The organism is Kribbella sp. NPDC058693, assembly GCF_042715335.1.
Classification (GTDB): Bacteria; Actinomycetota; Actinomycetes; order Propionibacteriales; family Kribbellaceae; genus Kribbella; species Kribbella jiaozuonensis.
In genome coordinates, this window is the sequence record NZ_JBHXSQ010000001.1 from 1424909 (window position 1) to 1440503 (window position 15595).

Consider the following 15595-nt stretch of genomic DNA (forward strand, 5'->3'; position numbering starts at 1 on the left):
TCGGTCCACAATGCGGACAGCGCGTTACCAGCGGTCGTGGATCTGCGGGCGGATCAGCTCGTCGTACGTGTCCCGGACCGCGGTCAGCTGGTCGTCGGTGAGGGGCGGGATGGCGACGGCGGAGACATTGCCTGCCACCTGTTCGGGGTTGCGGGCGCCGGGGATGACGACGGAGACGCCGGGCTGGTCGAGGATCCAGCGGAGGGCGAACTGGGCCATCGTGGTACCGGCCGGCAGCCAGGGCATCAGGCGCCGTACGGCGGCCAGGCCGGTGGCGAAGTCGACGCCGGAGAAGGTCTCGCCGACGTCGAAGGCCTCGCCGTGGCGGTTGTACGTGCGGTGGTCGTCGGCCGAGAACGTGGTGTGCTCGTCGTACTTGCCGGACAGCAGGCCGCTCGCCAGCGGGACGCGGGCGATGATGCCGACGCCGGCCGCCTGCGCCGCCGGGAGCACCTCGTCGAGCGGCTTCAGGCGGAACGCGTTCAGGATGATCTGCACGGACGCGACGTTCGGCCGGGCGATCGCGGTCAGGGCCTCGGCGCTGGTCTCGACGCTCACGCCGTACGCCGCGATCCGTCCCTCGTCGACCATCGAGTCGAGCGCGTCGAACACCTCGTCGTTCGAGTACACGGGCGTCGGCGGGCAGTGCAGCTGGACCAGGTCGATCGTGTCGACGCCGAGGTTCTGCCGGGAACGGTCGTTCCAGGCGCGGAAGTTGTCGAGGTTGTAGTTCTCCGGCACCTGCTCGACCCGACGGCCCATCTTGGTCGCGACGGTCAGCCCATCGTGCGTCTTCAGCACCTGTCCGACGAGCCGCTCGCTCCGCCCATCGCCGTACACATCAGCCGTGTCGATGAACGTGACACCGCCCTCGATCGCCGCGTGCAGCACGCCGAGCGCGTCGCTCTCGTCCACCGCGCCCCAGTCCGCGCCCAACTGCCACGCACCGAGCCCGACCACGCCCACGTCCCGACCGGTCCGTCCAAGCCTCCGCGTCTCCATGAGCGCCACCTTAAGCAGTCACGTCCACGATCAGCTCGCTGCCCTCCACAACCTCCAGCGCGGTCGCCAGCGTCTCGCCCATGATCAGCTCGCGATGCGTCTGTACGGCGGCCGCGGTCGACGGGTCCGCGGTCAGCGTCAGCCGGACCCGATCCGTCACCTCGAACCCGGCATCGCGCCGCGCCTGCTGGATCGCCCGTACGACGTCCCGCGCGACACCTTCCGCCTCCAGGTCCGGAGTGATGGTCGTGTCCAGTACGACGAACCCGCCGCCCGGGAGCAGCGCACTCGCCTCGTGCCCGTCGGCTAGCGTGGTCTCCAGCGTGTACTCGCCGTCCTGCAGTTCGATGCCGCCAGCAACTACTACACCGTCGGCGGAGACCGACCAGTCGCCGGACTTCGACGCCTTGATCACCTGCTGTACGTCGCGACCGAGCCGCGGGCCGGCTGCGCGCGCGTTCACGGTCAAGCGCTGTGAGACCGGCGCATCGACGGCGTCGGTGGAGGTCAGCACGACGTCGCGGACGTTGACCTCGGCGGCGATCAACGGCGCGAGATCGGCGAGGTCGGCCGCGGTCGCCACGGTCAGGGTGCGTAGCGGCTGGCGCGCGCGGATCCCGCTCGCCTTGCGGATCGAGGACGCGACCGAACACACCTCGCGGGCGCGTTCCATCCGCTCGACCAGCTCGGGGTCGTCGGGGAGTTCGTCGTACGAAGGCCAGTCGGTCAGGTGCACGGAACGTTCGCCGGTGAGACCGCGCCAGATGTCCTCGGTGACCAGCGGGAGGAGCGGGGCCGCCGTACGGCACAGGACCTCGAGGGCGGTGTAGAGCGTGTTGATCGCGTCCTGCTCGCCGGACCAGAAGCGTTCGCGGGAGCGGCGGATGTACCAGTTGGTGAGGACCTCGGTGTAGCTCTGGACTGCGTCGCATGCGCTTGCGATGTCGTAGCGGTCGAGGTGGGTCTGGACGTCGGTGACGAGGGCGCGGAGGCCGGCCAGGAGGTAGCGGTCCAGGACATGCGGCGAGGCGGTGGACCTGGTGCCGGAGACGCCTGCGGCGTTGGCGTAGAGGGTGAAGAAGGACCAGGCGTTCCAGAGCGGGATCAGCGTCTGGCGGACGCCGTCGCGGATGGCCTGCTCGGTGACGACGAGGTTGCCGCCGCGCAGGATCGGGCTCGACATCAGGAACCAGCGCATCGCGTCGGCGCCGTCACGGTCGAACACCTCGGTGACATCGGGATAGTTCCGCAGCGACTTGCTCATCTTCTGCCCGTCGTTGCCGAGCACGATCCCGTGACTCAGGCACGACCGGAACGCCGGCCGGTCGAACAGCGCCGTCGACAACACGTGCAGGGTGTAGAACCAGCCGCGGGTTTGGCCGATGTACTCGACGATGAAGTCGCCCGGGAAGTGATTCTCGAACCAGTCCTGGTTCTCGAACGGGTAGTGCACCTGCGCGAAACTCATCGAGCCTGAGTCGAACCAGACATCCAGCACATCGGGCACCCGCCGCATCGTCGACCGGCCGGTCGGGTCGTCCGGGTTGGGGCGGGTCAGCTCGTCGACGTACGGGCGATGGAGATCGCGGACCTCGACGCCGAAGTCACGTTCCAGCTCTTCGATCGAGCCGTAGACGTCGATCCGCGGGTACGCCGGATCGTCCGACCGCCAGACCGGGATCGGCGAGCCCCAGAACCGGTTGCGGCTGATCGACCAGTCGCGCGCGTTCGACAGCCACTTGCCGAACTGCCCGTGCTTGACGTGCTCGGGAACCCAGGTGATCTGCTCGTTGAGCTCGACCATCCGGTCGCGGATCCCGGTCACCTCGACGAACCAGCTCGAAACCGCCTTGTAGATCAGCGGATTCCGGCACCGCCAGCAGTGCGGGTAGCTGTGCACGATGCTGTCCTCGCGGATCAACGCCCCCGCGGCACGCAGGTCGCGGATGATCGGGCGGTTCGCCTCGAAGACGTGCAGGCCTTGGTACGGCGGTACGACCGCGGTGAAGTGGGCTGCGTCGTCGACGGTCAAGACCGTGGGGATGCCGACCGCGTCGCACGCGAGCTGGTCCTCCTCGCCGTACGCCGGAGCCATGTGCACCACGCCCGTACCGTCGTCGGTGGTCACGTGGTCGGCCGCGATCACCTGAAACGCGTTCTCGGTGCCGACGAGGAAGTCGAAGAGCGGGGTGTAGTGCAGTCCGATCAGGTCTGAGCCTTTGAGGCGCCGACGCACCTCGGTGCCGAGGCCTCCGTCGTCGCCGTGCGAGCCGGCGTAGGCCGCGAGCCGCGCCTCCGCCAGGATCGTCGGCCGGCCTTCAGCGTCGTCCACGACGACGTAGTCCACGTCCGGGCCGACCGCCATCGCGAGGTTGCTCGGCAGAGTCCACGGGGTTGTGGTCCAGGCGAGGAGCCGCTCGCCGGTCTCCAACTCCACCGCGACCGTCACCGACGGGTCCTGCCGCGGCTGGTAGACGTCGTCGTCCATCCGCAGCTCATGGTTGGACAGCGGCGTCTCGTCGTTCCAGCAGTACGGAAGGACGCGCAGCCCTTCGTACACCAACCCTTTGTCGTAGAGCGTCTTGAACGCCCAGATCACCGACTCCATGTAGTCGGGATTCAGCGTCTTGTAATCATGCTCGAAGTCCACCCACCGCGCCTGCCGGGTCACATACGACCGCCACTCATCGGTGTACTTCAGCACCGACGCCCGACAAGCATCGTTGAACTTCTCGATCCCCAGCTTCAGGATCTCCGCCTTCGTCTTCAGCCCCAGCACCCGCTGAGCCTCCAACTCGGCCGGCAACCCATGCGTATCCCACCCGAACCGCCGCTCCACCCGATACCCACGCATCGTCTGATACCGCGGCACGACGTCCTTCACGTACCCGGTGAGCAGATGCCCGTAATGCGGCAACCCGTTCGCAAACGGCGGCCCATCATAAAAAACAAACTCCTCCTCACCTTTCAGCGAGGCCCTGAACGTCCCATCCCCCTCCCAGTACTCAAGCACCCCAAGCTCAACCTCTGGAAACCCCGGCACCCCAACCCTCGGATAGCTCACCCACCGCATGCTATGCACCAAAACCCGCGAGGTCGCCCAGCCCAACCGCAAAAGCCCCCGACCCGCCGCCGGACCCACAGTCCGCGCACCAACCACCGAGCCGCCTGACCCAGAACCCGCGCCCGCGCCGAAGCTCCAACAACAGCCGCGGCCGATAGCCGCGTCCGTCACCACCACAACACCCGAAGGCGCCCGGTCCGAGCGGAATGCGCTGCAGCCGCCGCCGATCCCGCACTCCACGCGCCAACCACCTCGCCGCCTGACCAGCACCCGCGCGCGCCGAAGGCGCCAAAAGACTGTCGCCGCCGAAGGCGGTGCCCTTTAGAACACGCGAGCGCGCGTCGAAGCGCTCGACTCACCGCCGGCCCGCAGTTGACGCGCCGACCACCTCGGCGCTTAACCAGCACCCGCGCACGCGCCGAAGGCGCCAACAAACAGCCGCCGCCGAAGGCGGTGTCCTTTCAGCACCAGAACCCGCGAGGGCGGGCCCGAAGGTCCCACATTCACCGCCGATCCACAGTCGAACCGCCGACAACCTCCCCGCCTGACCAACACCGGCGCGCGCCGAAGGCGCCAAAAGACTGTCGCCGCCGAAGGCGGTGCCCGTTGACTCAGCGCATGTTGTGGAGGAGGGCTGACTGGAGGTAGCCGAGCCAGTCGTACAGGTCGTAGGTGAGGCGGCGGGGGTCGTCGTCGGGGAGTTTTTCCCAGGTGGTGTAGTCGTCCTCGTCCTTGATGTCGAGGCGGGTGCCGATGGCGAGGCGGAGGTCGTTCAGGGCGCGGAGCCAGGAGAGCTGTTCGTCGGGCTCGAGAGCGATCTCGTCAGCGCCCGACTCCTCCAGCGCCGACAGGACCCGCTTGGCATCGGTGACCTTGCCCTCGCGCAACCCGCGCTCGGTGAACCGCCGGAACTCCGCCGACGCCATGTCGTCGGTCTTGTACGCGTCCGGCAGCAGCCGTTGCAGTACGACGTCCTCCGGCGGTGACGTCGGCCCGTCCGACTCCAGGAGGGCGGCGAGCGGGTCGCTCGACTCGGCCGAGCGCGGCGGCAGGCCGTCGTACAGGAGCTCGACCAGGTTGCGGAGCAGGTTCGCCAGAATGTCCGCCTCGTGTTCGGCGAAACTGACGACGACGGTCTTGCGGCGCTTGCGGAACCGCGTCACGACTTCTCGCAGGTGGCCCACAGGCCGTAGGAGTGCATCGCTTCCACGTCGCGTTCCATCGCTTCCCGGTTGCCGTTCGAGACCGCGGACTTGCCTTCCTGGTGCACCTGCAGCATCAGCTTCTCCGCCTTCTGCTTGGAGTAGCCGAAGTACGTCTGGAACACGAACGTGACGTAGTCCATCAGATTGACCGGATCGTTCCAGACGATGGTCATCCAGGGCGGGCTCAGCTGGATCGCCTCGGTGACCTCGGGGCTCTCCAGCTCGCTCGGTGCGGTGCTCACCTGTCCATTCTCCCCATCATCGGTTCCCGTCTCGCAATAGGCTGCCCCTGTGACAGACACCGCGACCCACTCGACGGCCCTTCTCACGGACCACTACGAGCTGACGATGCTGCAGGCCAGCCTGGCCGACGGCACGGCGCAACGCCGCTCGGTCTTCGAGCTGTTCGCCCGCCGCCTGCCGGACGGCCGCCGGTACGGCGTGGTGGCCGGCGTGAACCGGCTGCTCGACGCGCTCGAGCGGTTCCGTTTCGACGAGCAGACGATCGCCTTCCTGGCCGATCGCGGCGTCGTGGACCAGGCTACCCGGGACTGGCTGGCGGACTACCGGTTCACCGGCGACATCTCCGGGTACGCCGACGGCGAGATCTTCTTCCCGGGCTCCCCGGTGCTCGTGGTCGAGTCCTCGTTCGCCGAGGCAGTGCTCTTGGAAACCGTTTTCCTCTCGATCCTCAACCACGACTCCGCCGTCGCCTCGGCCGCGTCGCGGATGACCTGGTGGGCCGGCGGCCGGCCCTGTATCGAGATGGGCTCCCGGCGTACCCACGAAGAAGCCGCCGTCGCGAGCGCGCTCGCGGCGTACATCGCCGGCTTCAGCACGACCTCGAACCTGGAGGCAGCCCGCCGGTTCGGCATCCCGAGCGCCGGTACGGCGGCGCACTCGTTCACGCTGCTCCACGACCGCGAGAAGGACGCATTCCGGTCCCAGGTCGACGCGCTCGGCAAGGGCACCACGCTCCTCGTCGACACGTACGACGTCGCCGAAGCCGTCCGCACCGCGATCGAGCTGACCGGGCCTGACCTGGGCGCGGTCCGGCTGGACTCGGGCGACCTGCCCTCGCTCGCCGGCCAGGTCCGCGAGCAGCTGGACTCGCTCGGCGCCCACAAGACCCGGATCATCGTGACGAGCGACCTGGACGAGTTCCAGATCGCCGCGCTCGCCCCGGCGCCGGTCGACGGGTACGGCGTGGGTACGTCGCTGGTCACCGGCTCGGGGTACCCGACCTGCGGGTTCGTGTACAAGCTGGTCGCCCGCGAGGACGAGAGCGGGACGCTGGTCCCGGTGGCGAAGAAGAGCCCGGACAAGATCTCGATCGGCGGCCGGAAGTGGGCGCTGCGGCGCCGGTCGGCGGCCGGGGTCGCGGAGCTCGAGCTGATCGGCGTCGGCGAGCAGCCGGTCGACGACGGCGATGACCGGCTGCTGCTGAAGTCGCTGGTCGAGGCCGGGAAGATCGTCGGCCGGACCACCCCGCAGGAGTCGCAGGCGTTCCACCAGAAGGTCCGCGACGAGCTCCCCCGCTCCGCCAGCCAGCTGAGCCGCGGCGAACCGGCCATCCCGACCGAGTACGAAGGCGACTACGACGCCCGCAACCCGTTCCATCCCCGGAGCCATACATGACCCAATGGTCTGCGGATGCGCCGGCCGACGAGGCGGATGTGCTGATCGCTCTGCGGTTCGCGGAGCGCGCAGCGCGGAAGGCGGTCACGGAGGAGCTGGCCGGCAGCGGGTTGCACACCGGGCAGGAGCTGGTGCTGGCGAAGCTGCTCCACCACGGTTCCCTCCCGGTCGCACGGCTCGCGAAGGTCCTCGACGTCGAAGTACCGACCGCGACCAAGACCACCCAGCGAATGGAAGCCGCAGGCCTCGTACGGCGCGTCAAGAGCGCAACCGACGCCCGCCAGGTAGGCATCGAGCTAACTGACCGCGGCATCGAGCTGGCCAACACCGTCCAGCAGATCTACGACCGCGCCGGCCGCCGGGCCCTGGAGCACCTCACCCCCGAGGACCGCCGCGTACTCCGCAACCTCCTCTGGACCATCACAGGCACACTGGAAGGGCTTCCGTCAGCGGCCGGCTCCGAGTGATTCCGCGTCGCCGGACAGTTTCTGCGCCAGCCAGACCGGGACGACCGAGATCAGGATGAGCGCCGCCGCGACGACGTTGACGATCGGCGCCTGGTTCGGCCGGAACAGGTTGTTGAAGATCCAGATCGGCAGCGTCTGCAGGTTGGCGCCGGCGGTGAACGTGGTCACGACGATCTCGTCGAACGACAGCGCGAACGCGAGCAACGCCCCCGCCAGCAAGGCCGACCGGATCATCGGAAAAGTCACCAGCCGGAACGTCGTGAACCCGGACGCACCCAGATCCGCCGAGGCCTGCTCCAGGGAGACGCCGGTACGGCGCAACCGGGCGATCACGTTGTTGAACACCGTGACGATGCAGAACGTCGCATGCGCGATCACGATCGTGACGAACCCGAGCTGCCACCCGAAGATGGTCCGGAACGCGTTGTTCAGCGCGATCCCGGTGACGATGCCCGGCAGCGCGATCGGCAGGATCACCAGCAACGACACGACGTCCCGGCCGTAGAATGCGAACCGCTGCAGCGCGAACGCGATCATCGTGCCGAGCACCAGCGCGATCACCGTCGCCGCCAGCCCGACCCGGACGCTGACCCAGAGGGCGTCCAGCGCGCCCTGGCTCTCGGCCGCCCGCCGCCACCACTCGAGCGTGAACTCGCGCGGCGGCCAGGCGAACGTGTTGCTGACGTTGAACGAGTTCACCAGCACCAGCAGCAGCGGCACGTAGATCAGCGCGAGAATGATCACGGTCAGGATCCGCAGCACGATCCGGGTCGAGCGCGACATCGTCATCAGAGGCTCTCCATCGCTCCGGTACGCCGGACCGCCGCCAGGTACAGCACCATCACGACGACCGGGATCGTCGCCACCGCGGCGGCGAACGGCAGGTTGTTGGCCGCGCCCACGTTGTCGTACACAACGTTGCCCAGCAACTGATTGGTGCCACCGACGATCCGGACGGCGATGTAGTCACCCAGCGTCAGGCTGAACGTGAAGATCGAACCCCCCGCCATCGCCGGTACGACGGTCGGCAGGACGATCCGCCGCAGCGTCTGCAGCGTCCGGCCGCCGAGATCGGCCGATGCCTCCAGCAACGAATCGGGCAACCGTTCGAGGCCGGCATAGATCGGCAGGATCATGTACGGCAGCCACAGGTACGACAGCGTCACCACCGTCGCGGTCAGCCCGTACCCGGGCGACTTCAGCCCGACCGCCTCGAACGCCGACGACACCAGCCCGCCCTCGGAGAACATCCCGCGCCACGCGTACGCCTTGACCAGATAGCTGGCCCACAACGGCATCAGCACCGCCACCAGCAGGAACCGCCGCAGCCCCGGCCCGGCCACCTTCGACATGTAGACGGCGATCGGGAACGCCACCACCGCGTCGATCACGGTCACCAGGACGGCGACCGCGATCGTGCGCAACGCGATCGTCCGGTACACGTCGACGGTGAACAGCGTCTTGAAGCTGTCCAGCGTCCACACCCGCTCGATCTGTCCGGTGAACCCGTTCTGCGTCCACAACGCGGTGACGAACAACGCCGCCAGCGCCCCGAGGTACGCGACCCCGAGCCAGAGCATCGGCGGCCCGAGCAGCAACGCCAACCGGGTCCGCGGGCGACGGGCGCTCATCCCTTGATCTGTGTCCAGGCTTGGGTCCACTTGCTGTAGTCGGTGCACTTGACGTCGGTGCGGCCGTCGAGGCATTGCGCGATCGGCGTGGTCCAGTACCAGATCTTCTGGGCGTACGTCGCGTCGCCGGCGTGGTACGTCGTGCAGTGGCTCTTGTCCGCGGTCAGCGCGCAGGCCTTGCCGTTGGCGGGCGCCTCACCGAAGTACTCCGCGACCGCCGCGTTCGCCTGCGGGCTGATGATGTGGTTGAGCCACTGGTACGCGCAGTTCTTGTGCTTGGAGGTGGCGCTGACCATCCAGGTGTCCGACCATCCGGTCACGCCCTCGGTCGGCACGGTCACCTGGACCGGCACCTTCTCGCCGGTCGCGACGTTCGCGATCACCTGCCAGGTCGTCCCGACCACGGAGTTCGCGCTGGTGAACGCCTGGACCTCCTTGAGGTAGTCCGACCAGTACTCCGACACCAGCGTCTTCTGCGTCTTGAGCAGATCCACGGTCGCGGCGAACTGCTTGTCGTCCAGCGCGTACGGGTTCTTGATGCCGAGATCCGGTTTGGTCGCCATCAGGTACATCGCCGCGTCGGCGATGTAGATCGGCGAGTCGTACGCCGTCACCGTGCCCTTGTACGGCGAGTTCGCGTCGAAGACCACGCTCCACGACGTCGGGGCCGGCTTGACCTTGTCGGTCCGCCACATCAGCAGGTTCGCGCCCCAGCCGTGCGGGATGCCGTACATCTGGCCGTTCACCGAGTTCCACGGGCGGTTCTTCAGGAACGAGTAGACGTCGGCGTAGTTCGGCACCAGGTCGGTGTTGACCGGCTCGACCTGTCCGCCCGCGATCAGCCGCAGCGTCGCGTCGCCCGACGCCGACACCACGTCGTACTGCCCGGTCTTCATCAGCGTGACGGCCTCGTCGGAGGTGCCGAAGGTCTTCACCGTCACCTGGCAGCCGGTCTGCTTCTCGAACGGCGTGACCCAGTCGACCTTCGGGTCGTTCGAGCCGTCCTCGGCGTACCCGGGCCAGGCCAGCACGCTGAGCTTCCCCTCCCCGGCTCCGAGCTTGTCCAGCTTCGGCAGGTCCGGTGCGGAGAATCCGGTGCTGCTGCCGGCCTTGGCGGCGGAGTCCCCGCCGCCCGAGGTGCCACAGGCGGCCGCGACCAGGGCGAGCACTGCCAGGCTCACCGCTACGCTGAGTTTCTTCATCTCAAGCTCCCTGAAGGGTTCGGGGCGGAGACTGCTACTACTGCGGTGTTACTGCGGACCGCCGATCGCGACGGTGTGTTCGCGGTCCCAGGTCAACCGGACCCCGGTACCGCGAAGTTCGAGCTTGTCCTGCACGGATCCCTGCCGGTTCTGCTGCAGGACGATCAGCGATCCGCCGGCGTCCAGGTCGACGACCGTCTGGGTCGCCGATCCCAGGTACACCACCTCGCGAACCACTCCGGTCGCCGTACACGTCCCCGGCTCGGCGGCGGCGGCGCGCGACTGCAGCCGGATCTTCTCCGGCCGGACCGTGAACAGACCGTCCATGCCGAGAATCGCGGTCGCGACGTCGCCCTCGAGCAGGTTGGACGTACCGACGAACCCGGCCACGAACGCGCTGGCCGGGTGTTCGTACAGCTCGACCGGCGTGGCCAGCTGCTCGATCCGGCCGCCGTTGAACACGGCGATCCGGTCGCTCATCGTCAGCGCCTCTTCCTGGTCGTGCGTGACGAACACGAAGGTGATACCGACATCGCGCTGCATCGCCTTCAGTTCGATCTGCATCTCCCGCCGGAGTTTCAGGTCGAGCGCGCCGAGCGGTTCGTCCAGCAACAGCACCTTGGGCCGGTTCACCAGCGCTCGCGCCAGCGCGACGCGTTGCTGCTGGCCGCCGGACAGCTGATTCGGCCGACGGTCGCCGTACCCCTCCAGCCGGACCGTCTCGAGCGCCTCGACAGCCCGGGTACGACGGTTGCGCCGGTCGACGCCCTTGACCCGCAACCCGTACTCGACGTTCTGCAGCACGCTCATGTGCGGGAAGAGCGCGTAGTCCTGGAAGACCGTGTTCACGTCCCGTGCGTACGGCGCCTGGTCCGTGACGTCGGCGCCGCCGAGCAGGATCCGGCCGGCCGTGGGCGTCTCGAAGCCCGCGATCATCCGCAGCACCGTGGTCTTGCCGGAGCCGGACGGGCCGAGCATCGAGAAGAACTCGCCCTCGGTCAGGTCGAGATCGATCCCGTCGACCGCGGTCACCTCGCCGAACGTCTTCCGCAGGCCGCGCAGGCTGACCGCGGCGGCCTCGGTCGCCACGGTCTGCGCCTGCGCGTCCACCGACGTCATCCGATCGCCGACATCACGTGCTTGACCCGGGTGTAGTCCTCGACGCCGTACATCGACAGGTCCTTGCCGTGACCGGAGTGCTTGAAGCCTCCGTGCGGCATCTCGGCCACCAGCGGGATGTGCGTGTTGATCCAGACGCAGCCGAAGTCGAGCGCCCTGGACATCCGCAAGGCGCGCGAATGGTCGGCGGTGAAGACACTCGACGCGAGCCCGAACTGGACGTCGTTGGCCTTCTGCAGACCCTCGTCGTCGTCCGCGAACGACTGCACGGTGATCACCGGACCGAAGATCTCGTCCTGGATCATCTCGTCGTCCTGCCGCAGTCCGGTGACCACGGTCGCCTCGAGGAAGTAGCCGTCGGCAAGAGCTCCGCCGGGCTGTTCACCGCCGAGCGCGATCGTGCCGTGGCTCGGCATCCGGGCCAGGAAGCCGCGGACCCGGTCCAGTTGCAGGCGGCTGTTCAGCGGACCGAACAGCGCGTCGGCGTCGTCGGCGAGCCCTGGTCTCGCGTTGTCCCGGGCCCAGTCGACCAGTGCCTGCACGAATTCGTCGTGGACCGAGGCATGGACGAGGACACGGCAGGCCGCCGTACAGTCCTGGCCGGCGTTGAAGTAGCCGGCGATGCCGATCGCCTCGGCCGCCGCGGCGAGATCCGCGTCGGGGAAGACCAGCACCGGTGCTTTGCCGCCCAGCTCGAGGTGGGTGCGTTTCAGATCGAGAGCCGCCGTACTGGCGACTTCCGAGCCGGCCCGGGTGGAGCCGGTGATGCTGACCAGGCCAGGCGTCGGATGCGCGACCACGGCCTGGCCGGTGGCGCGGTCGCCACAGACGACGTTGAAGACTCCGGGCGGCAGTACTTCGGCCGCCAGCTCCGCGAGCATCACGGTTGTCACCGGTGTGGTCTCGGCCGGCTTCAGCACCAGCGTGTTCCCGGCAGCGAGCGCCGGGCCGACCTTCCAGACCGCCATCATCATCGGGTAGTTCCACGGGGTGATCTGGCCGACGACACCGATCGGCTCACGCCGGACCCAGGACGTGTGACCGGCCAGGTACTCGCCGGCCGACTTGCCCTCGAGCAGCCGGGCCGCCCCGGCGAAGAACCGCAGCTGGTCGACCATGACCGCGAGTTCCTCGGTCCTGGTCAGCTCGAGCGGCTTCCCGGTGTTCTCGGACTCGGCGGCGACCAGGTCGTCGCCGCGCGCCTCGACCAGATCGGCGAACCGGAGCAGCATCCGTTGTCGCTCGGCCGGCGTGATCGCGCCCCAGCTCGGCACCGCGGCGGCCGCGGCCCGGTACGCCGTGTCCACGTCCTCGTCGCTGGACAGTGGCGCCGTGCCGAAGACCTTGCCGGTGGCGGGGTCGATCAGCTCGCTGGTCGCGCCGCTGCGCGCGTCCTGCCGCTCTGCATTGATCAGGTTCTGCACTGTTCGCATCAGCACTCCTGAACGCCGGTTGGGCGTAAACATATGAAACCAGATGTTAAAGTTCAAGCGATCGGCGACAATGTCCGCGACCTGTGTCGAAGTCGTGTCGTGAGGGTTGGTGAGACCGGATGGCGCTGCGGTTCTACGGCAGTGGCGCGGCCGCGGTGTTCGCACCGCTGGAGACGCTGAGCCGATCGGAACTGGTGGCCCGCCGGCTGACCGACGCGATCGCGCTCGGCCTGGTCCCCGACTCCGGGCAGCTGCCCGGCGAGACCGACCTGGCCGGCATCTTCGGCGTCTCCACCGCCACGATCCGGGAGGCGCTCTCGGCGCTGCGGCAGCGCGGTCTGATCGACACCCGGCGGGGTCGCGGCGGCGGCAGTTTCGTCCGCGCCCACCAGGAGATATCGACCGCGATCGTCCGCGACCGGCTGGCCGAGCTGAGCCTGGCGGAGCTGCGGGATCTCGGCGACCACTACAGCGCGATCGCCGGGACGGCAGCCCGGCTGGCGGCCGAGCGGGCGACACCGGACGACGTACGCCGACTGACCGCGGTCTGCGACGGCCTGGAGAACGCCGAAGGACTGGGCGGACGCCGGCGGGCGGACGCGCAGTTCCATATCGAGGTGGCCGCGACCGCGCAGTCGACCCGGCTCTACCGGGCCGAGGTGAGCCTGCAGGCGGAGGTCGGCACGTTGCTCTGGCTCGCGTTCGGCGACGACGACAGCCACCGCCGGACGGTGCGGAGTTGCCGCGAAGTGGTCGCCGCGATCGACCGCACCGACGGCGACGGGGCCCGCGCCGCCGCGGAGGAACGGGTGGCCGACTCGACGGCACGGCTGATCGACCTCAGACTGGCGTTGGAGGACACATGAGCACAGAGTCTTTGACCCTCGACGCCGGGCTCGAGACGGTGCTCGAGCTGGTGGAGTCCGTGGTCGGGGAGGCGTTCGGGCTGGCGGACCGGATCGGCGCGGCGACGGCGGCCGTCTTCGACCGGCAGCCGACCGTCCGCCGGGCGGACCTCGGCGGCGTGATCGAGCTCGTCCGGCCCGCGCTCGAGGACCAGGGCTCATCGATCCAGGGCGCCGGCTTCGTCGCGGCGATCGACGCACTGGCCGACGCCCAGTGGTGGCTCGAGTGGTTCATGCTCAGCAACGGCGTCACCGAGCGGCTGATCGTCGACACCGATCCGCGCGGCGAGAACTTCTACGACTACGCGGCCCTGCCCTGGTACGACGTACCGCAGCGGACCGGCCGCCGGCACATCACCGGTCCGTACGTCGACTATCTCTGCACCGACGACTACACGCTGACCTTCACCGTGCCGGTCCTCGTCCGCGACCGGTTCGTCGGCGTGGCCGGGGCCGACGTCCGGGTCTTCACGTTCGAGAAGGCGGTCCTGCCGTGCCTGCGGGCCACCCACCGGAAGGTTGCCATCGTCAACGACCAGGGCCGGATCGTGCTCAGCAACAGCGCCCGCCACGTCGGCGGCACGCTGCTGCGAACCCCGGCCCCGGCGTACCGGGTCGAGGATCTTCCCCTGTCGCTGGTCGAGCTCAGCGCGTAGGCAGGAACGTGTCGAGGTACTCGTTACGGAACTTGCCCGCCGGGTCGTACTTCGCGGCCAGCGCGATGAAGTCCTTCACCCGCGGGTAGCGCTCGGCCAGCGTCGCGGCGTCGGCCGCGAAGACCTTGCCCCAGTGCGGTCGTACGTCGAGCGACTCGAGACCCTCCTCGATCGCAGCGACGACCGGGCGGACCGCAGCCTCGTCCTGGATCCAGGTGAAGTGCAGCGCGACCGTGTCCCGGCCCTGACTCGGGCTCAACCACAGCTCGTCGGCCGCGATCGTCCGTACCTCGGACACCTGGATCACCGGCGCGAAGAGGTTGCCCAGGGCCCGTAGTACCTCGAACGCCTCGGCCGCCCGATCGCGCGGCACGAAGTACTCCGACTGCAGCTCGTCGCCGTTGCTCGGGGTGAACTCGAGCCGGAAATGCGGCAGCCGCTCGTTCCAAGGACCCGGTACGCCGCCCTGCTGGGTCGCGTAGTCGGCCGGCATCACCTTGATCGGATGCCGCGCGCCGTCCGCTAGATGAGCACCCAGCCACTCCGGTGCGGGCGCGCTGAGATCACGCGACTTCCGCCAGACCATCACATCCGGGTCGACCCAGTCGGTGAACGCGCTGACGCTGTACGCGCTGCCCATCACCTCGGCGAAGTCCGTCCCGAGCCGCTCCACCGGCAACCCGTCGTACACCACCTGGCTGATCTGGTACGACGGTTGTACGTCGAGCGTCAGGCTCACCGTCACCCCGAGCGCGCCGAGCGAGACGATCGACCCGGCGAAGTCCTCGTCACCGCGGTTCAGCGTGACGAGCTCGCCGCGAGCGTCCACGAACGTGATCGCGTTGACCGCATCCGCCAGCGGGCCGTTGCCATCCCCGGAGCCGTGCGTCCCGGTCGAGCATGCCCCGGCCACCGAGATGTGCGGCAGTGAACCGAGGTTGTGCAGCGCGAGCCCCTGAGCCTCCAGGGCGGCCGTGATCTCGCCGTACCGCAGCCCGGCCGAGACCGTGACCCCACGCTCGTCAACAGCAATCTCCGACGGCAGGTCGGCGACGCTCACCAACGCCCCGGTGCTGTCGGCGATGCGGTTGAACGAGTGCCCGGTGCCGAGCACCCGCACCTTCTCCGCCGCCGAGACCAGCTCCTGCAGCTCCTCGACGGACCGAGGCCGCTGCAGCTCGCTGGCGAACCTGACGTTGCCGGCCCAGTTAGTCACGCTGCTCATGCGGTCAGCCTCGCACACGCCGGACACTCACGAATCCCTGAGTTCCAG

General features: G+C 68.6%; 14 protein-coding genes. 4 read left to right on the top strand and 10 right to left on the bottom strand.

What is annotated here, in order from left to right; all coding sequences use genetic code 11:
• Window positions 1–24: 24 nt before the first annotated feature.
• The 4 genes from ACFWUU_RS06810 to clpS all read right to left on the bottom strand — a co-directional run bounded on the left by ACFWUU_RS06810 (window position 25) and on the right by clpS (window position 5513).
• Window positions 25–1002 carry an aldo/keto reductase gene (locus tag ACFWUU_RS06810; protein WP_380173358.1) on the bottom strand — a complete coding sequence of 326 codons (978 nt, stop codon included), beginning with the start codon at window positions 1000–1002 and terminating at the stop codon, window positions 25–27.
• Window positions 1003–1012: 10 nt separating this feature from the next.
• Window positions 1013–4075, bottom strand: a complete 3063-nt coding sequence (gene ileS, locus ACFWUU_RS06815; RefSeq protein WP_380173360.1) for an isoleucine--tRNA ligase — start codon at window positions 4073–4075, stop codon at window positions 1013–1015.
• Window positions 4076–4677: 602 nt separating this feature from the next.
• Window positions 4678–5229, bottom strand: a complete 552-nt coding sequence (locus tag ACFWUU_RS06820) for a DUF2017 domain-containing protein (protein ID WP_371407803.1) — start codon at window positions 5227–5229, stop codon at window positions 4678–4680.
• A complete protein-coding gene (gene clpS / locus ACFWUU_RS06825) occupies window positions 5226–5513 on the bottom strand; it encodes an ATP-dependent Clp protease adapter ClpS (protein WP_137253255.1) in 288 nt (95 codons plus the stop codon). Before clpS ends, ACFWUU_RS06820 begins: the two co-directional genes overlap by 4 nt.
• A 106-nt stretch (window positions 5514–5619) precedes the next feature.
• Between clpS and ACFWUU_RS06830 the strand changes: the two genes are divergently transcribed.
• Both ACFWUU_RS06830 and ACFWUU_RS06835 read left to right on the top strand, forming a co-directional pair.
• Entirely contained in the window at window positions 5620–6909 is a 1290-nt protein-coding gene (locus tag ACFWUU_RS06830) for a nicotinate phosphoribosyltransferase (protein WP_380174284.1), read from the top strand.
• The gene (locus tag ACFWUU_RS06835) at window positions 6906–7376 is read left to right on the top strand and encodes a MarR family winged helix-turn-helix transcriptional regulator (RefSeq protein WP_380173362.1); all 471 of its coding nucleotides are present in this window, start codon (window positions 6906–6908) and stop codon (window positions 7374–7376) included. Before ACFWUU_RS06830 ends, ACFWUU_RS06835 begins: the two co-directional genes overlap by 4 nt.
• Here the strand turns inward: ACFWUU_RS06835 and ACFWUU_RS06840 are convergent.
• From ACFWUU_RS06840 to ACFWUU_RS06860, 5 genes are read right to left on the bottom strand one after another with little or no spacing between them, the layout of a single operon-like run.
• Entirely contained in the window at window positions 7356–8165 is an 810-nt protein-coding gene (locus ACFWUU_RS06840; protein ID WP_380173364.1) for an ABC transporter permease, read from the bottom strand. The two genes, ACFWUU_RS06835 and ACFWUU_RS06840, sit on opposite strands and share 21 nt — an antisense overlap.
• On the bottom strand, window positions 8165–9007 hold the full coding sequence (locus ACFWUU_RS06845) for an ABC transporter permease (protein ID WP_380173365.1): 843 nt from the start codon (window positions 9005–9007) through the stop codon (window positions 8165–8167). Before ACFWUU_RS06845 ends, ACFWUU_RS06840 begins: the two co-directional genes overlap by 1 nt.
• Window positions 9004–10209 carry an ABC transporter substrate-binding protein gene (locus ACFWUU_RS06850; RefSeq protein ID WP_380173367.1) on the bottom strand — a complete coding sequence of 402 codons (1206 nt, stop codon included), beginning with the start codon at window positions 10207–10209 and terminating at the stop codon, window positions 9004–9006. Before ACFWUU_RS06850 ends, ACFWUU_RS06845 begins: the two co-directional genes overlap by 4 nt.
• Before the next feature lie 48 nt (window positions 10210–10257).
• Window positions 10258–11328, bottom strand: a complete 1071-nt coding sequence (locus tag ACFWUU_RS06855; protein WP_380173369.1) for an ABC transporter ATP-binding protein — start codon at window positions 11326–11328, stop codon at window positions 10258–10260.
• Window positions 11325–12761 carry an aminobutyraldehyde dehydrogenase gene (locus ACFWUU_RS06860; RefSeq protein WP_380173371.1) on the bottom strand — a complete coding sequence of 479 codons (1437 nt, stop codon included), beginning with the start codon at window positions 12759–12761 and terminating at the stop codon, window positions 11325–11327. Before ACFWUU_RS06860 ends, ACFWUU_RS06855 begins: the two co-directional genes overlap by 4 nt.
• Window positions 12762–12880: 119 nt before the next feature.
• Here ACFWUU_RS06860 and ACFWUU_RS06865 point away from each other — a divergent pair, with 119 nt between their 5' ends.
• Both ACFWUU_RS06865 and ACFWUU_RS06870 read left to right on the top strand, forming a co-directional pair.
• Window positions 12881–13627: a FadR/GntR family transcriptional regulator gene (locus ACFWUU_RS06865; protein ID WP_137253247.1), complete on the top strand. Its 747-nt coding sequence runs from the start codon at window positions 12881–12883 to the stop codon at window positions 13625–13627.
• Complete coding sequence (locus ACFWUU_RS06870) at window positions 13624–14322, top strand: cache domain-containing protein (RefSeq protein WP_137253246.1); 699 nt, start codon at window positions 13624–13626, stop codon at window positions 14320–14322. The genes ACFWUU_RS06865 and ACFWUU_RS06870 overlap by 4 nt, the downstream gene beginning before the upstream one ends.
• On the opposite strand, the gene ACFWUU_RS06875 is transcribed toward ACFWUU_RS06870, so the two are convergent.
• Window positions 14312–15547 carry a D-arabinono-1,4-lactone oxidase gene (locus ACFWUU_RS06875; RefSeq protein ID WP_137253245.1) on the bottom strand — a complete coding sequence of 412 codons (1236 nt, stop codon included), beginning with the start codon at window positions 15545–15547 and terminating at the stop codon, window positions 14312–14314. The genes ACFWUU_RS06870 and ACFWUU_RS06875 overlap by 11 nt on opposite strands.
• Window positions 15548–15595 lie beyond the last annotated feature (48 nt).